We start from the raw sequence: 23,932 nt of genomic DNA, 5'->3' as shown, positions 1-23,932 counted from the left end.
TGGCTAGCTTGGTTTTTTTGCAGAAAGGCGTTCTAAGATAAGGATTAATAGAAAACCTATACCTATAAAAAGTAACACCCACATCATTTTGATATCACCTTCAAATTGACTTGGCAAAATACTCTTTTCTATAAAAGGGATTTTAATTCCTTCAGAATTTGTTCTCCAGGATTCTACTTTTTTCCAGGGCCATAACTTATTAAGAGAGCCTATCATGAATCCTGTAAGTATGGCTAGAGTTGTATTTTTATGATGTTTAAACATCCAGTTAAGTGCTTTAGAAAATAATTTTAAGCCTATAACGGCACCAATAGCCATAATTATTATTTTATAAATAGCCTGCCACATCATATCAAAATCCATTTGCGCAACTCCTTCACGTAATTGGTTTAGGATATCAATGGCTGTTTGATATACTCCTAAGATAAGTAGTATAAAAGCTCCCGATACTCCTGGTAGTATCATGGCAATGATTGCGATAAATCCACAAAACATGAGGTACCAGTTACTATCTGGTGAAGCCAGAGGTTCTGCTATAGTTATAAAATAGGAAAGTACAGCTGCCAGAACAATACTAATAATTACTTTAGGTTTCCAGGTAGTGATTTGTTTTCCAATATAAACGATACTGGCAAGAACTAATCCGAAGAAAAACCCCCAAAGTAATAACGGTTCATTATGAAGCAACCACTTTATGAGTTTTGCAAGAGAAAGAATACTGGTTATAATACCTAAAAAAAGGGCTGTTAAAAAAGAAAGATTGTATTTTTTCCAGGAAGTTTTAAATCCTTCTTTTTTCCAAACTGAGAAAAAATTAAGATCTAAGCCATTAATAGTTTCAATTAATTCTTCATATATGCCAGATATAAATGCAATAGTTCCTCCAGAAACTCCAGGAACTACATCTGCTGCTCCCATTGCTAATCCTTTTGCAGAGATGATGAGGTAATCCTTAAGATTTCTTTGCATTCTTTATTTGTTTTATTGGTGTTTTTAGTTAAAACAAATGTATGGATTTTTGCAATGTAATCTAGTAGAAAAAAAACAGTCTTTTTTAGAATTATTTATATTCAGAAATAATGTTTTTAACAAGAGAAAGATTAAAAATCTTTTCAAAAAGCTCTTCCAAAACAATATGATATTCATAATCGAGATCCAGTGCTTTTCTTATATGATATTCACCTTTTTGATAGTCTTGTAGTTCATAGTGTAAACCTGCAAGTCTGTATTGAATTTCTGCATTATCTGGATAAAACTCGATAGCCTGATGTAAGTTTTGAACTGCAGCATTTGATTCTCCTATAAACCTAAGAATATCTGAACGATTTAGCCAGGTTTCTAGTTCATAATTTCCTAATTCAATAGCTTTTCTATATCCTCGTTCTGCTTCTTCAAAAAATGCAAGTCTATTGTTTATTTTAGCATAACGTTTCCAGTATAAAACATTCTCACTATCGATGTTTATAGCCTTGTTTGTATAGTATAATGCTTTTTGATAATCGCGTTTACGCATGTAGAAATCCGTAATGGCTATCCATCCTTTATCTAATAATGGATCTTCATGTACGGTCTTAGAATAGTGTTGAATGGCTAGGTCATCTACGCCTAGTTTTTCATAACATTTTCCTATTCTTAGCAATGCAAAAGAAGTAGGGTCATCTAGCTCTAATGTTATTCTATAGTTTTCTATAGCTTCATTATGCCTTTTCAGTTTTTCTAATACTTTTCCTTTTTCTAAATAAGCACCAATAAAATGTTCATCACTTATAATTGCAAAATCATAAGCGGCAAGTGCTTTTTCATATTCTTCTAAATCAAAATATTGTTTACCAACCTGATGCCATGCAACTTCACAGTAAGGATTTTTGTTTAGAAACATGTTTAGATATTCGATGGCTTCTTCATGTTGCTCAAGGAAATCAAAACAATATATTACATTATATAAAGCAGAATAATCTTGATCATCTGCTTCGAGACATTTCATGAAATTGATTTTAGCATTTTCAAAATCATCCATAAAAAGATACTCCATTCCTATAAGAGAGTACACATCAGCTGCATCATTTGTATAACTAAGAGCCATCATTAATAACTCTATAGCTCTTGTGTGATTGTTTTGTTTAGAAAGAATATTAGCTTTTTGGATGTAGATTTCCTCATTTTCAGGCTCTATAGCATATAGTTGAGCCAAAAGATTGTCTGCTTTGTCTAAGCGATTTTCGAAGACAAGAACTTCAACTTCTAATAACTTAAGGTTAACAGACGACGGATGTTGAGAAAGGCCTAAAGAAATTGCCTTTTTTGCCTTAGCAATTTTTCCGTTTTCCAGATAGTGATGAATGATGGATTCAAATTCATCTGAATCAAAAAACTTAACATCATTAGATCTCAACATAGACTCGTATCGAGTAATCGAGAAATTATTTTCTTCTTCTTCGTGGTTAAATCTCATACACGTTGATTAAAGATGCTCAATAAATCATAAAATTGATGTAAATACTTTTTTGTTCTCCCCGACAAACAAAAGTACCTAATAATCCCATTACTTAATTTATTTTTGCATTATTGATTTCCTCAGTATTAAAATTACAAATGAAATTGAATAATTATACTTCAAAAACCAATTGTTTTTAACAAACTAATTAACAAAATACGTACCATTATATAGATAACGATATAGAGTTTTTCTTTTTATAAGCCGAAAAGCATTAATGGATTTGTGAAAATAATGGATAGTCTACTAAAGATACGGTTTTTTTAATAAACCTTCAATAATTACTGTTTAAATTTTGGTGTCTTGTATTTGATTTAAAACGTTAAGAATGATTTGACATCCTTCTCTGATTTCTTTTTCAGATATAGTAAGCGGTGGTGTAATGCGCACTGCAAGGGGCTCAAAAAGCAACCAGAATAAGATTAATCCATGGTGTTGGCACTTCAATATAACTTGATTTGTTATTTCTGCAGATGGAGTTATAAAAGCTAGCATAAGCCCTACTCCTCTGATTTCTTTAATTAATGGGTGAATTAATAGTGATCTGAATAGTTTTTCTTTTTCCAGAGTAGCTGCCATTACGTCACTTTCATTAATTTCCTGTAATGTTGCCAAAGCGGCAGCTGCAATGACAGGGTTTCCTCCAAACGTTGTAATATGACCTAATTTAGGATTATCTTGCAATTGATCCATCATTGTTGTCGAAGCAGTAAAGGCTCCGATAGGAAGTCCACCACCCATTCCTTTACCCATTACAAGGATATCAGGAACGATATCATAATTTTGAAAACCGAATAATTTACCAGTTCTCCCAAACCCAGGTTGTATTTCGTCTAAAATTAATAGTGCTCCAACTTCTTCACACTGCTTTTTTATCTTTTTTAAATATTCATTTTTAGGTTCAATAAATCCGGCTCCTCCTTGTATAGTTTCTAAGATAACCGCTGCAGTTTTGCTCGTAATCTGTTTTACATCTTTTTCATCATTAAATGTAATAAAGGCGGTATCGGGAATTAATGGTCTAAATGCCTGTTTTCGCTCTTCGTATCCCATGACACTCATAGATCCCATAGTATTACCGTGATATGCTAGTTTTGCAGCAATAATCTGACTCCGACCAGTAACTCTTCGGGCTAATTTTAAAGATCCTTCAATAGCTTCGGTTCCTGAGTTCGTTAAGTAAGTTTTTTCTAAAGGATTGGGTAGGTGAGAAGCCAATAGTTTAGTGAGTTCTACAGCAGGTTGTTGTATGTATTCTCCATACACCATGACATGCAAATATTTGTCTAGCTGATCCTTTACTGCACGTATAATTCTGGGATGCTTATGGCCTAAGCTACATGCTGATACTCCAGCAACAAAATCCAGATACTTTTTGTCATTGGTATCGTAAATATAACTACCTTCTGCATGTGAGACTTCTATTGCTAAAGGATGCGGAGTTGTTTGGGCTTGATATTTAAAAAAATCTTGTTTCAAGGTTGTTTTTTTACTAGATATTTCGGCTTTAGTATCGTTACTTGATATTGTCTAATATTCGAAATAATATTAATGTTCAATTTTACCCTTCTTTTTGATTTTTTTTCTTTTCAATATTAAGCTCTTCTTTTGTTTTCTTTTTAGAAGGAATAGAATCTAGTTCTTCGTTGGTTTCTTTAAGTTCAGCATCTTTGAGTTTTTGCTCTAATAGTCGCGACCCTTCAGATTTATTATCCTCCAAACGTTTCACGGTTTCTTCATCAAAGAAATCTGCTTCATCTTTTGGTAATGGGATTCCTGTTATTTTAATAAGTTCTGGAGGAGATTCTCCTCTAAATAGGTCAGCCTTACTATTAATACGTTCATCACCACGCCAATTAAAACCAGAGAGTTCACGAGCGTTTTCTGGCAGATCAATTTCACGATATAATGTACCGTCAATATTCTGATAATAATAGACATCTTCTATCTCGCGATTATTTAGTAATAATTTAATAGAACTAGAGAGTACTTTATTAATGCCAATAAGTTTTAACTCTCCTTCACTTTCTCTTTGGTAAAATATAGTTTCTGTATTTTTATCGATATCTACCTGATAGAGTTCATTATCTTTAAATAAGCCATAAAGTATTTGGCCTTTTACCTGGTTATATCCTGCTTTAAGAGTGTCTTCTTGAACCAAAAACGCATTTTGATATACGATAAGTGAGTCTAATTTCTCGGTTTTTGTATTCGAAATAATTTTTATAGTATCACCAGTCATTTGATTTCTTTGTGACCAAATAATAGGTCGGCCAATCATTTTAGTATAACCTGTAGTTTGATTAACATTGATAGAATCACTTTTACCACTCATATTACTCTTATAGATTCTTACATCATAAAAACCATTCATTATTCTTCGTTCAGGTTTTCCGGTAATCATCAAGGTGTCACTATGAATAAAAATAGAATCTTTTTCTTGTAAAGTGGCGGCTAGTGCTCTTTTGGTAATAAATACAGAATCTTTTTCTTTAAAAACTTCGGCATAATGGCCAGTAATTACAGAATTATTAGCCGTATCAAGTACTTTAATATTATTAGTCGCCGAAGCAAATTGATTAGCACTATTATAAAAAATACTATCTCCAAAAACAGTACGTTTATCATAATCGATTTTGGCATTTTTGATAGCATATCCGGTCTTAACTTTAGTATCATAGAACCCTCGTTCACAATATAAGGTACTTTCTTTGTCTTTTACTGTTGAAGGGCCATACAGATATGTATGACCATTTTCTGCATAGTAATCTAATCGATCCGAATCTATTGTATTTTCTGGATTTACAATTTTTACTGTCGTATTAAATGAATATTGTTTACGATCCATAAAATACCGGCCAATTTGACTGGTTAATGTATTTGAAGAATCCCGAACCGTTCCACCACTACGATAATAAGCTTGTTGCTTAAGTCGGTCAAAGAATAGAGTATCTGTGCGTAATGTATTTGAAGGAGTTTCCATAAATACATTATCACTTGCATATGCAAATTGAGTATTACCATTATACTCAGCATATTTACTGGTCATAGTAATAGTATCTCCTTGCTTCATTTTTACATTTCCTAAGGCCTTTACAAATTTGTCTTCACCATAATGAATAGCCTGGTCACACCATATCTCAATTCCTTCATGTTGCATGTATACCTGTTTGTCTACTTTAGCCAGAATAGTTGCTCCGGGAAACCGATTTTGATCTTTTATGGTACGATCAGATTGAACTTTAATTTGTTTTCCTTCCTGTGCAAATGATGCTACCGAAAATATGAAAGAAAGTAATATATAGAAGAATTTGTTTTTCAAGTGTTTCAAATTTGTATGCAAAATAACGAAAATTGTATCTAATGATTGTAGCTCTGAGGCTAAAATAAAAAGTAAGTCATGTTCAATTAATAACTATAAGTCTCTACTCATGTTGCATTTTAACATATTTTACCTCTGTGATAAGTTAAATACAAGTGATTTCTGTACTAGTTGGGATGTAATAAATCAATAAAAAAAGGACGATCTGTAAGTTTTGTACGATCAAAGGACTAATACAGGCAAAAAGAAGCAAATAAATTAAATTTTCATTTTTTTTAACACTAGATCTACTTAAGCATCAGTAAATTGCAACCGGAAACAACAAAGGAAACGATCAATGCTATGGGGATAGCGTCATCTTAACTTTTTATTTTTTATCAAAAACAAATTTGTTTATTCTGATCTACTATTAAGAATAGATTTAGAGTTGCTTTTTTTGAAAAAAAGAACAGTTTAGATCGTTTTACTATTAACAAAAGGATAATAGATGGTTTTGAAAAAAAACTTAGGGGCTCTATTGTTTTTGTTTTTTTGGGGTGCTGTATTTTCTCAAGAAAAACAATTAGAAAAAGCAAACGAAGCTTTTAGAAATTATGCCTATATCGAGGCAAGAGAAATGTTTTTAAAAGCAATAGAAAAAGGAGGTAATTCAATAGAGTTATATGAAAGATTAGGGGATTCATATTACTTTAATGGTGAATTAGAAAAGGCAGCACAATGGTATCGAGTATTATCTTCTTTGTATCCAGAAAAGGTGAAATCAGAATATCGAATTAGATATGCACAGTGTCTTAAGAGTGCAGAGGGAGATGAAAAAGAAGATGATGTAACATCTCAGTTATATGCTAGTCATAGTGACGATCAGAAAGAAGAGGAGGTGTATAACCTAATAAATGATGTATCCTTTAAGAAAGAAAAATCAAAAAAATATATAGTTGATGTTTTAAATATTAATTCGAAATATTCGGATTATGCTCCTAGCTTTAATAATGGGGAATTAGTATTTGCTTCTTCAAGAAATACACGTAATTTTTCTGCAGTAGTGCATGAATGGAACAATCAGCCATTTCTGGACCTATACACAACTACAAAAGGAACAGTTAAAAAGCAGAGTGTTAAAAAATTAAAAGGAGATATTAATTCAAAGTTCCATGAATCTTCAGCGACGTTTAGTAAAGATAGAAAAACAGTATACTTTACCAGAAATAATTACTCTAAAAGAAAATCTAAAACAAATACAGAGGGTGTTGTTTTGTTAAAAATTTATAGAGCACGTTATGAGAAAGGAAAATGGGGAAATGTAGAAGAGTTGCCATTTAATAGTGATGAGTATTCGATAGCACACCCCGCATTATCTTATGATGAGAAATTTTTATATTTCGCAAGTGATATGCCGGGAACTCAAGGGAAATCAGATTTGTATGTAGTAGCAATAAATGAAGATAAAAGTTTTGGAATCCCTAAGAATCTAGGGAGTCAAATTAATACTTCGGGTAGAGAAACCTTTCCATATATTAGTGATAAGGGGAAATTGTTTTTTGCAAGTGATGGACATCAGGGAATAGGAGGGTTGGATATTTTTATGGCTATGGAAAATAAAGAAGGATTAGTTGAAGTTTACAATCTTGGAGAACCTATTAATAGCCCTAAAGATGATTTTACCTTTATTATTAATGAAGAGAATAAAACAGGTTATTTTGCAAGTAATCGCAGTGGAGGTAAAGGCGACGATGATATTTATGGTTTTAGACAGTTAATTTCATTTCCTGAACAGTATCATAGTAAACCAAGAATCATGAAAAAATTAGAACGAATCATAGAGTTAAAGCCTAGCAAAGAAGGAACTACTTCATTATAATATTTCTTAATAAAAAATGTCTTTTAGATTTATTTTCTGATAGGTGTTTTGCTTTCATATATTTATAGTTAAAAGAAATTACTATATAAAATCAAAACTATTTTTTATTTTCATCTTTATACTTCAATTTTTTTATACACAGGTAGATAGGAGTTCTATATTTGGATTACCTAATGTTACTGCTATCGAATAATACTACAGCAAATCATATCTATGATTTGCTGGTTTCTTTTCTAATCAACGTGTGCGAAATGGTGTAGATGCAAATAGAAGAATTTTATTAGCTGGAGGAAATACAAATACAAGTAATGCAGGTAATCATAATCATAATGTAACGCTAAATAGCGGCGGAGCAAATCAATCTTTTGATCGCTATCAACCTTATTTGGTAATTAATACCTTTATTTATTTGGGAAATTAATAGTGTTGCATATAAAAAATAAGAGCGTCTGTTTTTGACAGACGCTCTTATTTTTTATAATAATATATGTTTTACCTATGTATGGTTTGCGTTCTATCTGGTCCTACAGAAACAATCGTAATTGGTGTTTCTAACTCTTTCTCTAAAAATGAAATATATTCGTTTAACTCTTTTGGAAGCTGAGAAGGGTCATTCATACCGGTAAGATCTTCTGACCAACCTTTCATTTTGGTATATATAGGTGTTACATTTTCGGGCTCTATATTATAAGGTAAATGAGTAATTGTTTTACCTTGGTATTTATAAGCTGTACATATTTTTAAGGTGTTAAATCCACTTAGTACATCGCCTTTCATCATCATTAATTTTGTAACACCATTTACATGTACTGCATATTTTAAAGCTACAAGATCTAACCATCCACATCTTCTTGGTCTACCAGTTGTAGCCCCAAATTCATGACCAACTTGTGCCATTGTTTCTCCATCTTCATCAAATAATTCGGTAGGGAACGGCCCACTACCAACTCGCGTAGTGTATGCTTTAAATATCCCAAAAACATCTTTAATCTTATTTGGTGCAATACCTAAACCAGTACATGCTCCTGCTGCAGTAGTATTTGACGAAGTTACAAATGGGTATGTTCCGAAATCTATATCTAATAAAGATCCTTGTGCTCCTTCGGCCAGAATTGTTTTTCCTTCTTTTTGAGCTTGATGTAAATATTCTTCACTATCAATAAAAGTAAGTGTTTTTAAAACTTTAACAGCTTCAAAGAATTCATTCTCTAATTCTACTAGATCGTATTCTATTTTAGAATCATAAAAGTCAATCATAGCCTCGTGCTTATTGGCTAAAGCGCGATAGCGTTCCTTCCAGTCACTTAATTCTAAATCTCCAATTCTAATACCATTTCTGCCAGTTTTGTCCATATACGTAGGACCAATCCCTTTTAAGGTAGAACCTATTTTTGCTTTTCCTTTAGAAGCTTCAGAAGCAGCATCCAGAATCCTATGAGTAGGAAGAATTAGATGTGCTTTTCTAGAAATCAACAATTTGGATTTGTAATCCAAATTAAATTTATCAAGGTTATCCAATTCTTTTTTGAAAATCACAGGGTCTATTACAACACCATTTCCAACTAAATTAATCGCTTTATCATGAAAAATGCCACTAGGAATAGTATGCAACACATGTTTGATTCCATCAAATTCTAAAGTGTGACCAGCATTAGGACCACCTTGAAATCGTGCAATAATATTATAATCTTTTGTAAGAACGTCTACAATTTTTCCTTTCCCTTCGTCTCCCCATTGAAGACCAAGTAATAAGTTTACCGCCATTAGTTATCTTTATTAGTTGGGTTTTTTTTAGTACCGTAGAAATACAAAGAATGATTTGTAATATCTACATCAAAAATTTCTTCGATTGTTTTTTTTATAGATTGAATTCTAGGATCACAAAATTCTAATACATCTCCTGTATCAGTTAAAATTAAATGATCATGTTGTCTATCGAAATATGATTTTTCGTATTGAGCTTGATTTTGTCCAAACTGATGTTTTCTAACTAGTTTACATTCTAATAAAAGCTCTATAGTATTATAAAGTGTGGCACGACTTACCCTATAGTTTTTATTTTTCATTTTGATGTATAATGATTCTATATCAAAATGCTCATCACTTTCGTAAATCTCTTGAAGTATAGCGTATCTTTCGGGTGTTTTTCTATGACCATTTTCTTCTAAGAAACTGGTGAAAACATTTTTAACGATAATTTGATCGTTTTGTGTAGTTGCTTTAGTACTCATACGTTTAAAAACGCAAAGTTACATTATTTTTTATTAGTGAGACTCTGATTTAAAAACGATTATTTGAGGATTTTTAAAATTAGCTGATTTGAACCAATCTTTTCATAAAAGAGAGCCTTTATGGAATAAGACGATTCTTAGTTTATGATTTTTTTTGAATAAAAACACAAAGATTTTATTCTCTTACCACTTTATCGATACCATTTATTTTTGAAAGGTTTTTCATAACAGTTTTTAAAGTGTTTTTATTTTTGACACCTACTGTTATTTTTCCTGTAAAAACCCCATCATTGGTGTCAAAATTCATGTTATATATGGCGAGACTCATATTGTTTGAAATAATTTGAGTTACCTCATTTACGACTCCAATATTATCAATACCATTAAGTCTTATTACAGCTTTGAATTCTTCTTGACTAGAATCAATCCATTTTGCAGGAATAATACGATAAGCATAATTACTTTGTAATTGTAACGAATTCGGACAATTGTTTTTATGAACTTTTATACCTTCATTAACTGTTATAAAACCAAAAACATCATCTCCAGGAATTGGATTACAACAATTAGATAATTTATATTCTAGTTTTTCTGAATCTTTTCCAAAAACAAGTAAGTCGTATTTAGAAGTAATTTCATCTTTATTAACATCTTTAATATTACCTCTTCGAATTCTATTTTTGATAAAATTCATGAAGACATTACTTCGAGTAGTAGCGAACTCTTTGATTTTTTGATTATCAATAGTTCCTATGCCAACTCTGTAAAACAGATCCAAACTTGTTTTAAGTTTAAAATAGAGTACAAGTTCATTAACTACTTTTTCGCTCATTGTTATTTTCTGAGAACGAAGTTTACGTTTTAAAACGACTTTTCCATCTTCGGCAATTTGTTTTTTCTCGTCTCGTAAAGCAGATTTAATTTTGGACCTTGCTCTTGCTGTAGTAGCATAATCCAGCCAACTAGAAGAAGGTTTTGATTTGGTCGAAGTGATTATTTCTACCTGATCACCACTTTTAAGCTCATGACTTAATGGTACTAATTTGCCATTTACTCGTGCACCTCTAGTTCTTAATCCAACCTCGGTATGTACACTAAAACCAAAATCAAGTGCAGTTGCTCCTTTTGGTAATGATTTTAGATCACCTTCCGGAGTAAAGACAAATATTTCTTTTGCATAAAGGTTTAGTTTAAATTCTTCTACAAAATCTACAGCATTTGCTTCAGAATTTTCCAGAGCTTCTTGTAATCGATTAAGCCACCCATCTAATCCTTGATCTTGTTTTTCTTCAGTATTCTTATATTTATAGTGTGCTGCGTATCCTTTTTCTGCAATTTCATGCATACGCTCACTACGAATTTGTACTTCTACCCATTTGCTGTCTGGGCCAATAACAGTTATGTGTAAGGCTTCATAACCAGTGGACTTCGGTTGAGAAATCCAATCTCTTAATCGGATAGGGTTTGGTCTGTAATAATCCGTTACTACAGTATATATTTTCCAAGCAATAAACTTTTCATTCTCGATATTATCAGACTTGTATATTATTCGTATTGCGAATTTGTCATACACTTCGTCGAATGAGATGTTTTGTTTTACCATTTTTCTACGAATCGAAAAAATGGATTTAGGCCTTCCTTTTATTTCATAATTTAGTCCTTCTTTATCAAGACCTTCTCTAATCTGATCAGAGAATTTTTTGATATACTCATCTTGTTCTTCCTTACTCTCTTTAATTTTTTCGAGAATATCTTTATATACTTCTGGTTCGGTATATTTTAAGCCCAGATCTTCTAATTCTGTTTTGATATTGTATAAACCGATTCGATGAGCAAGAGGGGCATATATGTATAAAGTTTCAGACGCAATCTTTACTTGTTTATCCGGTCTCATGGCATCCATCGTTTGCATATTATGTAAACGATCAGCAATTTTTATAATAATAACCCTTACATCATCATTAAGTGTAAGAAGCATTTTTCTAAAATTCTCTGCTTGTAAAGAAATGTCTCTATCCTTTTTAAGAGATGAGATCTTGGTAAGACCATCTACAATACGAGCTACTGTTTCGCCAAACATCTGCTCAATATCTACGAGGGTATATTCTGTGTCTTCTACAACATCATGAAGTAATGCCGCTGCAATTGATGTAGCATCCAATCCAATTTCACTAGCTACAATTTTTGCTACCGCTATAGGATGAAAAATATAAGCTTCACCACTTTTACGACGTTGATCTTTATGTGCATCAACAGCAATGTCAAACGCCTGTCGTATAAGTGCCTTATCTTCTTTAGTAAGATTCCTATAACTAATGCGAAGCAATTCTTTGTATTGCTTCGCAATTTGTTTATTTTCTTTATCTATAGCAGCTTCAGTCATAACATAAAGTTTTTTAAGAAAGCCCTATTAAGTATCGTGTGTGATATCCCCAGTAATATTAACCGACAAAATTGTGCCTTGAGATTAATGATTAAATTATTTTTTTGTCATTAATAATTAAAAATACAATTAAGAAATGTAACCACCAAGTCTTGAGTAAGGGATTTATTTTCTAAGATTTTTAATTCTTTGTAATAGAGTAGGATGTGAGTAATGAATAAATACCATAGCAGGGTGAGGAGTTAGATTACTAAGGTTATTTTTCGACAATTTTTTTAAACTGCTAATTAATGCTTCATTGTTGTAAGTCTCTTTTGCATAGTTGTCTGCCTGATACTCGAAAGCTCTAGAAACTATATTCATTATTAATCCGGTTATTTCTGAAATCGGACTATATAAAATTCCAAAAGCTATAAGTCCAATATGAAAGGAAGGGGTTTCTACTCCAAGTGCTTCAGATAGCAGAGGGTTGCCAATAAAAAGAGATAAAAACCATAATGTTAAACCAGTAAGTGTAATGGACAAAAACAAATTAATGATTACATGTCTTTTTTTATAATGCCCAACTTCATGAGCTAATACTGCAACAATCTCTTCATTATCTAGATCGTTGACTAATGTATCATAAAGAGTGATCCTTTTTTCGCTACCCAAACCAGAAAAGTAAGCATTTGCTTTAGTACTTCTTTTAGAGCCATCAATGACAAAAATATCTTTTAACTGAAAACCGACTTTCTTAGAGTATGCTTCAATAGTATTTCTTAGTTCTCCAGTTTCTAAAGGGGTTTGTTTATTAAATATAGGGACAATAAGCTTTGCATAAAACATATTCATTGCCAATGTAAATATAGATACCAATGTCCATGCATAGATCCAAAAAGAATTTCCTGTAATTTGATAAAACCATATAATTAATGCCAAAAGCCCACCTCCAACAATTATCATCATTATAATGCTTTTTATTTTGTCAATAAAAAAGGTTTTTACAGTAGTTTTGTTGAAACCAAATTTTTCTTCAATAACAAAAATTTTATAATAGGTAGCAGGAGTAGAGAGAATGTCACTTCCAATCATTATGATTCCAAAAAAAATAAGACCAATTATAATGGGGTTATTTGAAATACTTCTTGATATATTATCTACTAGGGCAAACCCATCTAAAAAGAAAAATACAAGCATTATACACAACGAAATAGTAGAAGAAACTAATTTAAATTTATAATTAGCCCTTTTATAAGCTATTGATTTTCGGTATTCTTCTTCAGGGTAAACGTCTGCGAGTTCTTGTGGAATCTGATTATTATAGTGTCTAGAATTAAGAATATCTAATAAAGAATCTATTAGAAATACAATAATAATTATAGCTATTAATAAGTAAAAAAGGGAATTGGGGGTCATTGGTTTAGAGCAATTAGTAGTTTAAAGATTTGGGATATGTAGGAAATTGTAAGTTAATGATTTTTAATTGATTTTTGATACTATTTTTAATCTTTTAACCATTGAAGCCCCGTTGTCGTTTTGCTTCAAAAATAAGAATTCCGGCTGCGACCGAAACATTCATCGAATCTATCACACCACTCATAGGTATCTTGATATTTTGAGTTGCATTTTCTAAAAAGATGTTGCTTAGCCCTGTAGCTTCTGTACCAACAACTAATGCAGAAGGTTTGGTGTAATCTTGAGTGTGGTAATCAACAGATTTTTGTAATGCAGCTCCATAGATGTGGATGTTGTGTTTTTTTAAGAAATCTATAATATTCTCAGACGATCCTGTTGCTATTTTATTTGTAAATATACACCCTACACTAGACCGTATAATATTTGGGTTGTATATATCTGTTTTAGGATTTGCAATAAAAACAGCGTCTAATTGTGCCGCATCCGCGGTACGTAATAATGCTCCTATATTACCAGGTTTTTCTGGAGCCTCGGCAACAAGAATTAGAGGGTTGGTAGATGATAATGTGAAATTTTCTATGCCAATATCTTTTGAAATCATCAATGCAATGACCCCCTCAGTTGTGGTTCTGTAGGCTAACTTCTGGTATATTTCTAAAGTAATCTCAAACAGCTCAATTTGATGAGAAAAGGTGGTAATTAGTGTTGAAATTTCTTCATAAGTGATTATAGAAGAACAATAATAAAGTTGAGAGATTGAGTATCCTCCCTGTATGGCTAATGTAATTTCACGTTTACCTTCAATAATAAAACGTTTTTCTCTTTTCCGAACTCTCGATTTTTCTTTAAGTTGGTTAAGAAATTTTATTTTATCATTCTGAAAACTTTTTATTTGGTTTTGCATAAACGCAAAGATAATAATAGCGAATAAAAAAATGTTTTCTTTTTTATGTATTTAAGAGGGGAAATCTTGTATGTAATTATTGATTTCTTTGATGATTTTAGAGTAGGATTGATTTAGTACCATGAAGTGTTCTTTGAGTAGGTTAAAATCTAATTTTTCTTTTGACGAATATTCTATTTTTTGCAGAATATCTGTTTCATTTTTTAGACCAATAGTTTTAAAGCTAGATTTAAGTTTGTGAGCAGTTTCTTGTGTCACGCCCCAGTTTTTTTCTTCAATGGCCTGTCTTAGTTTTTGATAGTCCTTGGGGGTTTCATCAATGAACATTTGTAAAACACCTTTAATGATCTCGGTATCATTGTCAAAAGTATTTTTTAGAAAAGACAGGTCACATAATTTTTTGGTTTCTAGGGATGTTAACTTGTTGGGATGATCAATGTTGTTAGGTATAGAGATATCGTTTTGTGAGTTTTTTGATTGAATACTTAATAGTACTTCTTCAAGAGCCTGCTCACTTAGCGGCTTAGTAAGATAAAAATTCATTCCTGATTCTATTGCTTTCTTTTTTGATTCAGGAAACACGTCTGCCGAGCAAGCTATTATTGGTATTTTATTGATTTGATTATTATTAGAGTTTCTTATGATTTCTGTAGTTTCAGGACCATCCATTATGGGCATATGCATATCCATAAGAATAAGGTCATAAGTAGAGCTTTTGAGTTTTTCTAATGCAATCACTCCATTATCAGCTATATGCGTGTCTATATGCCAATTAGAGAATAATTGTTTTATAAAGAACTGATTCATTTTGTTGTCTTCAACGACCAGTACTCTCATCCCAGATAGGTTAGGGGTATTATCAGACATTGTAGTATGTTTCTTGTTTATTCCTGTAGATCTAAAATTACTTTTGCCATAGGTTATAGAGAAATCAAAAGTAGATCCAGCTCCTGGTTTGCTTTCAGCTTTAAGTATTCCTCCTTGCAGTTCAATAAGTTGTTTAGAGATAGAAAGGCCAAGCCCTGTTCCCTCAATCTTATCTTTTCCTGGTTTGTGTACCTGATAAAAACTTTCAAAAATATTCTTGAGCTTATTTTCTGGGATACCAACCCCTGTATCTTTAACAGAAAAATTGATAATGATTCCTTCTGTGCTTGATTCTTCCGTTTTTACCTGTATCGTTATCTCACCAGTTTGCGTAAATTTTATAGCATTACCTATTAGGTTAATTAGGATTTGATTTAGTCTAAGTTGATCTCCAATAATAAATTTAGGTACAGAAGGGGTAATAAGCGTTGTATATTTTAAACCTTTTTCATCTGCTTTTATTTTAAAACCACGTGAGATGTTAGTGATTAATTCCTTAAGACTAAAATCTGTATTATGTAATGTGAGTTTTCCAGCTTCAATTTTAGAAAAATCAAGAATGTCATTGATTAGTATTAAAAGGTTTTCGGCAGAAAATTGAATTCCATCCAAGTTCTTTTTGTCAACTTGAGGGTTTGTAAAGTTACTTTTTTGTAAAATACCAGTAAGTCCTAAAATAACATTAAGGGGAGTTCTGATTTCATGACTCATGTTAGACAAGAAAACAGTCTTTGCCTTAGTAGATTTTTCTGCGATAACTTTAGCTTCTCTAATTTCATTATCAATAATCTTTCGATTTGTTATATCTCTAAAAAAACCATTGAAAAGATAATCATCTTTGGTTTCAATAGCAATAACTGTAAGCTCTATGTATACAATAGAACCATTTTTTCTGTTTACAGAGGTTTCTACTCTTTTATTGATCAATTCATCATTTCCGGTTTGTATATAATTACTAAAACTTCTTTTTAACTCTTGTCTAAGTTTATAGGGGACCAACGAATAGATATTGTGGCCAATTGTTTCCTCTCTTTTTAACTCTAGTATATTTTCTGCTTGCTTATTCCAATTCAATACCACTCCTTTACTATTCACCAAAATCACCCCATCCATTGCTGTTTCTAAAATTGTTGTATTTAGATGTTCACTATATTTTAGTTCTTCCTCTACTTTTTTTCTTTCTATAACTTCTTCTGTAAGCCTTTCGTTGATTTCTTCTAAGCTATAGAGCTGTTTCTGCAGCATCTTATGCATTTGTTGTTTACTAGGAAAATTGATAAGGTCTTTAGCAAGAATTTCTTCGGGAATTACATTTAATGTTGCAGTAAATGAGTCTAATAAATGATAAGATTGAAAATGCTTTTTATAGATAAGTAAATAGATATTGGTAATTGCATTTATGCCTAAACTATTTTTGATTTTAAGAAAAATCTGATTAGAAAACTCTAATAGATTTTTTCTCTCTTTGATGAGGTCAATAGTTCGAAAATCATATGGAGTGTTAAGATATTTTTTGATCTGAATGATTTTTAGATCATTATAACTTCCAATAAGTTCTGAAGATTTCTCTAATACTTTAGAGAGAAAAACTTTGCATAAGATTAATTCTTGTTCTTTTAGTGGATCAAATATTAATTTAAAAGATGTGTGTTTGAATACCGAATTATACTGCTCTATAATTTGATTACGTACAAATTGTTTACTAGGTCGTCTAATTTCGTTTTTTTCTGTAATGTATTCTTCTAGTAATAAATATATTTCGGGTAAAAACTCAATCTTTTTTACATGAGAAAATTCTCTAAAAGCTTTTACTTTTATTTTTAGATTAGAAGTGTTTTTAGATATGTCAATCTCTTTCCAAAGAAAATCAATTAGATCAATAATATCTTGCTCTTCTTGGCTTTTTTTTGGATTAGTTTTCTTAGTGGTCGTTATTCTTTTAAACCATTTTGAGATCATCTAGGGTCATATTTTGCTAGCTTTATATATTTTGTAAAAACCTAATGCTGATAAACCCCATGTAATAATTAACGCAATGAACCAAATGTAATTGCCCAAAGTATCCCCAAATATATTCTTGAAAATATTATAGTCAAAGATATGAGCTATTTGCATATGAAGATGTCCAAGAGCCATAACTACAAACCCCCAAGCGAGTAGTGTCATTCCTGATCCAAATTTTCCTCCTTTTAACCTTGTTGCTGTTAGAAAACTAAATACAAGAGCGATAGCTAGAAAGGGCATTTCTAAAAGTCCAAAAATTTGTTCTACTCCTAAATTACTAGTATTAGAATGTGCACTATGATCTTGAGCAAATGATTCTCGACTTATGAAAAGCAATACTAATATAAATAAAAAGTCTTTTTTTTTCATACTTTGTCCAGTTTTCTTAAAAGTAATGAAAAAATACCAATTTGAATTCTTTTTGATAGACTAAATGCTGTTTTTAACGACGAAATACAGTTTCGACTTAAGTGTCATGTATAAAAAAATCCTGCTTCTAAAAGCAGGATTTTTTATAAGTGAGATTGTATTATTTTACTAAAAGAATTACTTTACTTTTTCTACAATTGCTTGAAAAGCTTCTGGGTTGTTCATCGCTAAATCGGCAAGAACCTTACGGTTTAATTCGATATTATTAGCTTTTACTTTTCCCATAAATTGAGAATAAGACATACCGTGTAAACGAGCACCCGCATTAATACGAGTAATCCATAATGCACGGAAAGTTCTCTTTTTTGCTCTACGATCTCTATACGAATATTGCATCGCTTTGTCAACCGCATTTTTTGCTACTGTCCAAACGTTTTTACGACGTCCGAAATAACCTTTTGCTTGCTTGAGAACTTTTTTTCTTCTAGCTCTTTTTGCAACAGAATTTACTGATCTTGGCATAATTTAAATTTTTTAGTAGTAGGCGGTCGATAACCGACACTTGATCATTTAAATTTTACATCTTAATTCGAGAATTGTCAATCTAAAATTTGTAGGCCTAACTCCTGGGTTTATACTAATTCTAACCTGATTAAAAAAGAATTACTTTAAACGTAATTGTTCTTTAATACTATTTTCATCGCTTTTGTGCACTAATGTTGAGTGCGTTAAAGCAAGCTTACGTTTTTTAGATTTTTTTGTCAAAATATGACTCTTAAAAGCGTGCTTTCTTTTTAATTTACCAGTACCGGTAAGCTTAAAACGCTTTTTTGCACTGGATTTTGTTTTCATTTTAGGCATTGTATCCTTGTTTTTATAATCTCACTTATTATCTTAATTATTCCGTATGTAGGAATTTCTTATTTTTTTGGAGCGATAAACATAATCATTCGTTTACCTTCAAGTTTAGGCATTTGCTCTACTTTGCCATACTCTTCTAACTCTTGTGCTAATCTAAGTAGTAGAATTTGACCTTGATCTTTGTATATTATAGAACGCCCTTTAAAAAAGACATAGGCTTTTAGTTTGGCACCTTCTGATAAAAATTTAATAGCATGCTTTTTCTTAAATTCATAATCATGCTCATCGGTGTTGGGACCAAATCTAATTTCTTTAATAACAACCTTAGTTGCTTTTGATTTTAAGGCTTTGTCTCTTTTCTTCTGTTCATAAAGGAATTTTTTGTAATCCATTATTTTGCAAACAGGAGGCACTGCTTTAGGCGAAATTTCTACAAGATCAAGTTCTTGCTCTTCAGCAAGCTGTAGTGCTTTTTTTGTTGGGTAAACGCCAACTTCTACATTGTCACCTACAAGACGCACTTCATCAACACGAATTTTATGATTGATTCTGTGTGCATCTTCTTTGATTACTCTTAGTGGTTTTTGAGACCTTCTTCTTCTTATTGCTATGACTTAAAATTTTTAAATTAAACTTAATTTATCGTTATCCATTAAACGGTATTAGCGTTCTGTTAATTTCTTCTTTTATTATTTTAGAAAACTCTTCGACAGATATAGCTCCTAAATCTTCACCACCATGTTTGCGAACAGATATGGTATTGTCTCTCTCTTCTTGTTCCCCTACGATGATAATATAAGGAAATTTATTCATTTCTGCTTCTCTAATTTTTTTACCTATCGTTTCATTTCTATGATCGGTAAGGGCGCGAATTTCGTCATTTTCTAACAAATTTAAAACTTTTTCAGTGTATTTTTCATATTTCTCGCTGATAGAGAGTATAATAGCTTGTTCTGGCATTAGCCATAGAGGGAAATTACCTCCTGTATGTTCTAGCAAGATGGCAATAAATCGTTCCAAACTACCAAAAGGAGCTCTGTGAATCATTACTGGCCTGTGTAATTCGTTATCACTACCTTTGTAGGTAAGGTCAAAACGCTCAGGGAGATTATAATCTACCTGTATAGTTCCTAGTTGCCAACTTCTTCCTAATGCATCTTTTACCATAAAATCGAGCTTAGGGCCGTAAAAAGCAGCTTCCCCACTTTCTATTACATAATTTAACCCTTTGTCTTTTGCGGCATTTATAATGGCATTTTCTGCTTTTTCCCAATTTTCGACATCTCCTATATATTTATCAGGATTTTCTATGTCTCTTAAAGAAACTTGAGCTGTGAAATCTTCAAAACCTAAAGATCTAAAAACATATAAAACTAAATCAATTACTTTTTTAAACTCTAAATCTAATTGATCAGGAGTACAAAAAATATGGGCATCATCTTGAGTAAATCCTCTTACTCGAGTTAGACCATGAAGCTCTCCGCTTTGTTCATATCTGTATACTGTACCAAACTCTGCATATCGTTTCGGTAAATCTCGATACGACCATGGTTGACTGTTGTAAATCTCACAATGATGAGGGCAATTCATTGGTTTTAACAAAAATTCCTCGCCTTCTGCCGGAGTATTAATAGGTTGAAAGCTATCCTCTCCATATTTTGCATAATGACCAGAAGTTACGTACAATTCTTTTTGGCCAATATGAGGTGTAACTACCATTTCATAACCAGCTTTCTTCTGTGCTTTTTTCAAAAACTGTTCCAAACGATCACGCAAAGCAGCTCCTTTAGGAAGCCAAAGAGGTAGTCCTTGACCTACTCTTTGGGAAAAAGTGAAAAGTCCTAACTCTTTTCCGAGTTTTCTGTGGTCACGTTTCTTAGCTTCTTCAAGTAGTTCTAAGTATTCTTTTAATTCCTTTTGTTTGGGAAAAGAAGTTCCGTAAACTCTTGTTAATTGCTTGTTATTTTCATCACCTCGCCAATATGCTCCCGCAACACTCATGATTTTCACAGCTTTAATAAGTCCTGTGTTAGGAATGTGTCCTCCTCTACATAAGTCAGTAAAAGTATCGTGATCGCAAAATGTTATGGTGCCATCTTCTAAGTTTTCAATTAATTCAACCTTATACTCATTATTTTCTTCTTTGTATTTGGTTAAGGCATCAGCTTTAGAAATAGATCTCATTTTGAAATCATGCTTTCCTCTTGCAATTTCAAGCATTTTGTCTTCGATCGCTTTAAAGTCTTTTTCAGAAATAATTTGATCTCCTAAGTCTACATCATAATAGAATCCATTATCTATAGCCGGGCCAATAGATAGTTTAACACCAGGGTATAATTCCTCAAGAGCTTGAGCCAATACATGAGATGTAGAATGTCTAAATGCTGTTTTGCCTTCATCATCTCTCCATGTGAATAAAACAAGATTACCATCTGTGGTTAATTCTGTGGAGGTTTCGATAGTCGTTCCGTTAAATTTTGCAGAAATTACATTTCTGGCAAAACCTTCGCTAATATCTTTTGCAACATCCATAGCAGTAACTTCGCTATTGTATTCTCTAATTGAACCGTCTGGTAAGGTAATCTTGATCATTTTTTTTCTAATTAAAGGGGTAAAGATAATACGATAATAAAATCCATACAATATATATAAGGTATAATTTAATAGATTATTGTTATAATAAAGTTGTATGGTAGAGTAGTTGTTGATATTCGGAATCTTTGATGTGTCTTGGTTGTGCTTTTTGTGGTTATATATTGAAAGGTTTGTGTAGTGTAATTTGAGTTTTTATTTTCATTTTCGTGTAAATAATGTAATATCAAGATATTAAGAAAAAGTTTCAAAATAGTTAAGAAAAGTTGTTGTTAGAAATAAAAAGGTTTCTATATTTGCACCCGCAAAACGGGATATTGTTTTGGGAGTTCATTGAGATTTATTTTTTTGATTTTCAGGTTAAGAGAAAGTTTTAAAAACTTTATCAAAAAAGTCTTGTCAGAATAAAAAAGGGTTGTATGTTTGCGCCCTGCAAAAATGGGATATGTTTTTGCGAGTTCATTGAGATTTGGTTTGATTTTTTTCTTAGAATTTTTTTTAAAAATAAATCAAAAAAAACTTTGTAGAAATAAAAAGGGTTGTATATTTGCACCCGCTTAGAGAAACAAAGCATAGTTCATAAAAATAGTAGTATTGGTTTAGGGTGTTTTTTGTAAACATTTATAGGGTTCGATTCCTTATTTACGATCTATAATTAATAGCGATGAAGATTGCTTTATTAGTTAAAAAAGTTCATAGACATATTGATTGACAGCGCGTATTAAACTATTAATAGTTTATACAAAGAATAAAGACTAGAGACATTATTGAGATACGATTATAATTCCGTTGTATTGTTTTGAATAATATTTAAAGACAAACGATGAAGAGTTTGATCCTGGCTCAGGATGAACGCTAGCGGCAGGCTTAACACATGCAAGTCGAGGGGTAACAGGAGTGCTTGCACTCGCTGACGACCGGCGCACGGGTGCGTAACGCGTATAGAATCTACCTTATAGTAAGGGATAGCCCAGAGAAATTTGGATTAATACCTTATAGTATCTTAAGTGAGCATTCACTAAGGATTAAAGATTTATTGCTATAAGATGACTATGCGTTCTATTAGCTAGTTGGTATGGTAACGGCATACCAAGGCTACGATAGATAGGGGTCCTGAGAGGGAGATCCCCCACACTGGTACTGAGACACGGACCAGACTCCTACGGGAGGCAGCAGTGAGGAATATTGGACAATGGAGGCAACTCTGATCCAGCCATGCCGCGTGTAGGAAGACTGCCCTATGGGTTGTAAACTACTTTTATAGAGGAAGAAACCATCTCACGTGTGAGATGCTGACGGTACTCTACGAATAAGGATCGGCTAACTCCGTGCCAGCAGCCGCGGTAATACGGAGGATCCAAGCGTTATCCGGAATCATTGGGTTTAAAGGGTCCGTAGGCGGGTTTGTAAGTCAGTGGTGAAAGTTTTCGGCTCAACCGGAAAATTGCCATTGATACTGCAAGTCTTGAATTATTGTGAAGTGGTTAGAATGTGTAGTGTAGCGGTGAAATGCATAGATATTACACAGAATACCGATTGCGAAGGCAGATCACTAACAATTAATTGACGCTAAGGGACGAAAGCGTGGGTAGCGAACAGGATTAGATACCCTGGTAGTCCACGCCGTAAACGATGGTTACTAGCTGTTCGGACTTCGGTCTGAGTGGCTAAGCGAAAGTGATAAGTAACCCACCTGGGGAGTACGTTCGCAAGAATGAAACTCAAAGGAATTGACGGGGGCCCGCACAAGCGGTGGAGCATGTGGTTTAATTCGATGATACGCGAGGAACCTTACCAGGGCTTAAATGTAGATTGACAGGTTTAGAGATAGACTTTCCTTCGGGCAATTTACAAGGTGCTGCATGGTTGTCGTCAGCTCGTGCCGTGAGGTGTCAGGTTAAGTCCTATAACGAGCGCAACCCCTGTTGTTAGTTGCCAGCGAGTGATGTCGGGAACTCTAGCAAGACTGCCGGTGCAAACCGCGAGGAAGGTGGGGATGACGTCAAATCATCACGGCCCTTACGTCCTGGGCCACACACGTGCTACAATGGTAGGTACAGAGAGCAGCCACTGGGTGACCAGGAGCGAATCTATAAAGCCTATCACAGTTCGGATCGGAGTCTGCAACTCGACTCCGTGAAGCTGGAATCGCTAGTAATCGGATATCAGCCATGATCCGGTGAATACGTTCCCGGGCCTTGTACACACCGCCCGTCAAGCCATGGAAGCTGGGAGTACCTGAAGTCCGTCACCGTAAGGAGCGGCCTAGGGTAAAACTGGTAACTGGGGCTAAGTCGTAACAAGGTAGCCGTACCGGAAGGTGCGGCTGGAACACCTCCTTTCTAGAGATTTCCTATTTAATAGGAGACCAAAAATGATACGATGGAATGTATCTTGGTTGTTTTTAGTCTTTATGCTGTTAATTAATTATTTAGTTTTGAGTACAGATGTATTAAGTGTTAAGTAAGATTATTTTAGATTTATATCTAATTACTAATTACTGATTACTCACTACTATAAGACAGTCTCATAGCTCAGCTGGTTAGAGCGCTACACTGATAATGTAGAGGTCGGCAGTTCGAGTCTGCCTGAGACTACAGATTTAAGATCTACGATTGTAGATTTAAGATTTAAATGATAAGTTCATAA

Annotated in this window: 17 protein-coding genes, 1 tRNA gene and 1 rRNA gene; 4 read left to right on the top strand and 15 right to left on the bottom strand. The window is 32.7% G+C overall.

All coding sequences use genetic code 11. The features are described 5' to 3' along the window. Positions 1–3: 3 nt before the first annotated feature. The 4 genes from ATE84_RS20805 to ATE84_RS20790 form a co-directional block, all read right to left on the bottom strand. A complete protein-coding gene (locus tag ATE84_RS20805) occupies positions 4–969 on the bottom strand; it encodes a DUF368 domain-containing protein (RefSeq protein ID WP_101449795.1) in 966 nt (321 codons plus the stop codon). Positions 970–1,060: 91 nt separating this feature from the next. Then, entirely contained in the window at positions 1,061–2,452 is a 1,392-nt protein-coding gene (locus ATE84_RS20800) for a tetratricopeptide repeat protein (RefSeq protein ID WP_101449794.1), read from the bottom strand. A gap of 330 nt (positions 2,453–2,782) precedes the next feature. Next, a complete protein-coding gene (locus tag ATE84_RS20795; protein WP_101449793.1) occupies positions 2,783–3,973 on the bottom strand; it encodes an aspartate aminotransferase family protein in 1,191 nt (396 codons plus the stop codon). Positions 3,974–4,055: 82 nt separating this feature from the next. Continuing rightward, complete coding sequence (locus tag ATE84_RS20790) at positions 4,056–5,816, bottom strand: OstA-like protein (RefSeq protein ID WP_101449792.1); 1,761 nt, start codon at positions 5,814–5,816, stop codon at positions 4,056–4,058. 487 nt (positions 5,817–6,303) lie between these two features. On the opposite strand from ATE84_RS20790, the gene ATE84_RS20785 reads away from it, so the two are divergent. Both ATE84_RS20785 and ATE84_RS26335 read left to right on the top strand, forming a co-directional pair. Then, entirely contained in the window at positions 6,304–7,674 is a 1,371-nt protein-coding gene (locus ATE84_RS20785; protein WP_101449791.1) for a tetratricopeptide repeat protein, read from the top strand. Positions 7,675–7,918: 244 nt separating this feature from the next. After that, complete coding sequence (locus ATE84_RS26335) at positions 7,919–8,095, top strand: hypothetical protein (protein ID WP_158237312.1); 177 nt, start codon at positions 7,919–7,921, stop codon at positions 8,093–8,095. A gap of 71 nt (positions 8,096–8,166) precedes the next feature. Here the strand turns inward: ATE84_RS26335 and ATE84_RS20780 are convergent, their stop codons facing one another. The 11 genes from ATE84_RS20780 to thrS all read right to left on the bottom strand — a co-directional run bounded on the left by ATE84_RS20780 (position 8,167) and on the right by thrS (position 21,283). Then, a complete protein-coding gene (locus ATE84_RS20780; RefSeq protein ID WP_101449790.1) occupies positions 8,167–9,438 on the bottom strand; it encodes an adenylosuccinate synthase in 1,272 nt (423 codons plus the stop codon). Then, on the bottom strand, positions 9,438–9,905 hold the full coding sequence (locus tag ATE84_RS20775; protein ID WP_024771200.1) for a Fur family transcriptional regulator: 468 nt from the start codon (positions 9,903–9,905) through the stop codon (positions 9,438–9,440). Before ATE84_RS20775 ends, ATE84_RS20780 begins: the two co-directional genes overlap by 1 nt. Before the next feature lie 175 nt (positions 9,906–10,080). Next, positions 10,081–12,288: a bifunctional (p)ppGpp synthetase/guanosine-3',5'-bis(diphosphate) 3'-pyrophosphohydrolase gene (locus ATE84_RS20770; protein ID WP_101449789.1), complete on the bottom strand. Its 2,208-nt coding sequence runs from the start codon at positions 12,286–12,288 to the stop codon at positions 10,081–10,083. A gap of 165 nt (positions 12,289–12,453) precedes the next feature. After that, positions 12,454–13,686, bottom strand: coding sequence for a M48 family metallopeptidase (locus ATE84_RS20765; RefSeq protein WP_101449788.1), 1,233 nt, complete (start codon positions 13,684–13,686; stop codon positions 12,454–12,456). 94 nt (positions 13,687–13,780) lie between these two features. Then, positions 13,781–14,590: an RNA methyltransferase gene (locus ATE84_RS20760; RefSeq protein WP_101449787.1), complete on the bottom strand. Its 810-nt coding sequence runs from the start codon at positions 14,588–14,590 to the stop codon at positions 13,781–13,783. Positions 14,591–14,641: 51 nt separating this feature from the next. After that, on the bottom strand, positions 14,642–17,416 hold the full coding sequence (locus ATE84_RS20755) for an ATP-binding protein (protein ID WP_101449786.1): 2,775 nt from the start codon (positions 17,414–17,416) through the stop codon (positions 14,642–14,644). A gap of 6 nt (positions 17,417–17,422) precedes the next feature. Then, positions 17,423–17,830 (bottom strand): hypothetical protein, encoded by a 408-nt coding sequence (locus tag ATE84_RS20750; protein WP_101449785.1) that lies wholly within the window; start codon positions 17,828–17,830, stop codon positions 17,423–17,425. Positions 17,831–18,007: 177 nt separating this feature from the next. Beyond that, a complete protein-coding gene (rplT, locus tag ATE84_RS20745; protein WP_101449784.1) occupies positions 18,008–18,352 on the bottom strand; it encodes a 50S ribosomal protein L20 in 345 nt (114 codons plus the stop codon). Between the two features lie 141 nt (positions 18,353–18,493). Beyond that, complete coding sequence (rpmI, locus tag ATE84_RS20740) at positions 18,494–18,691, bottom strand: 50S ribosomal protein L35 (RefSeq protein WP_025743024.1); 198 nt, start codon at positions 18,689–18,691, stop codon at positions 18,494–18,496. Between the two features lie 59 nt (positions 18,692–18,750). Continuing rightward, positions 18,751–19,260, bottom strand: coding sequence for a translation initiation factor IF-3 (infC, locus tag ATE84_RS20735; protein WP_074408604.1), 510 nt, complete (start codon positions 19,258–19,260; stop codon positions 18,751–18,753). Between the two features lie 76 nt (positions 19,261–19,336). Next, the gene (thrS, locus tag ATE84_RS20730; RefSeq protein WP_101449783.1) at positions 19,337–21,283 is read right to left on the bottom strand and encodes a threonine--tRNA ligase; all 1,947 of its coding nucleotides are present in this window, start codon (positions 21,281–21,283) and stop codon (positions 19,337–19,339) included. 820 nt (positions 21,284–22,103) lie between these two features. On the opposite strand from thrS, the gene ATE84_RS20725 reads away from it, so the two are divergent. Together ATE84_RS20725 and ATE84_RS20720 are read left to right on the top strand one after the other, a co-directional pair. Next, positions 22,104–23,625: ribosomal RNA gene (locus ATE84_RS20725) — 16S ribosomal RNA — on the top strand. Between the two features lie 181 nt (positions 23,626–23,806). Further along, a tRNA-Ile gene (locus tag ATE84_RS20720) sits at positions 23,807–23,880 on the top strand. Positions 23,881–23,932: the final 52 nt, after the last annotated feature.

It is taken from the genome of Aquimarina sp. MAR_2010_214 (genome assembly GCF_002846555.1).
Taxonomy (GTDB): Bacteria; Bacteroidota; Bacteroidia; order Flavobacteriales; family Flavobacteriaceae; genus Aquimarina.
This window is presented reverse-complemented; position numbering and strand designations above follow the sequence as displayed.

Bases quoted from the DNA above. Each gene is read 5' to 3' on its own strand.
- ATE84_RS20805 (WP_101449795.1), bottom strand. From the start codon at position 969: ATGCAAAGAAATCTTAAGGATTACCTCATCATCTCTGCAAAAGGATTA.
- ATE84_RS20800 (WP_101449794.1), bottom strand. From the start codon at position 2,452: ATGAGATTTAACCACGAAGAAGAAGAAAATAATTTCTCGATTACTCGA.
- ATE84_RS20785 (WP_101449791.1), top strand. From the start codon at position 6,304: ATGGTTTTGAAAAAAAACTTAGGGGCTCTATTGTTTTTGTTTTTTTGG.
- ATE84_RS20780 (WP_101449790.1), bottom strand. From the start codon at position 9,438: ATGGCGGTAAACTTATTACTTGGTCTTCAATGGGGAGACGAAGGGAAA.
- ATE84_RS20775 (WP_024771200.1), bottom strand. From the start codon at position 9,905: ATGAGTACTAAAGCAACTACACAAAACGATCAAATTATCGTTAAAAAT.
- ATE84_RS20770 (WP_101449789.1), bottom strand. From the start codon at position 12,288: ATGACTGAAGCTGCTATAGATAAAGAAAATAAACAAATTGCGAAGCAA.
- ATE84_RS20765 (WP_101449788.1), bottom strand. From the start codon at position 13,686: ATGACCCCCAATTCCCTTTTTTACTTATTAATAGCTATAATTATTATT.
- ATE84_RS20760 (WP_101449787.1), bottom strand. From the start codon at position 14,590: ATGCAAAACCAAATAAAAAGTTTTCAGAATGATAAAATAAAATTTCTT.
- ATE84_RS20755 (WP_101449786.1), bottom strand. From the start codon at position 17,416: ATGATCTCAAAATGGTTTAAAAGAATAACGACCACTAAGAAAACTAAT.
- ATE84_RS20750 (WP_101449785.1), bottom strand. From the start codon at position 17,830: ATGAAAAAAAAAGACTTTTTATTTATATTAGTATTGCTTTTCATAAGT.
- rplT (WP_101449784.1), bottom strand. From the start codon at position 18,352: ATGCCAAGATCAGTAAATTCTGTTGCAAAAAGAGCTAGAAGAAAAAAA.
- rpmI (WP_025743024.1), bottom strand. From the start codon at position 18,691: ATGCCTAAAATGAAAACAAAATCCAGTGCAAAAAAGCGTTTTAAGCTT.
- thrS (WP_101449783.1), bottom strand. From the start codon at position 21,283: ATGATCAAGATTACCTTACCAGACGGTTCAATTAGAGAATACAATAGC.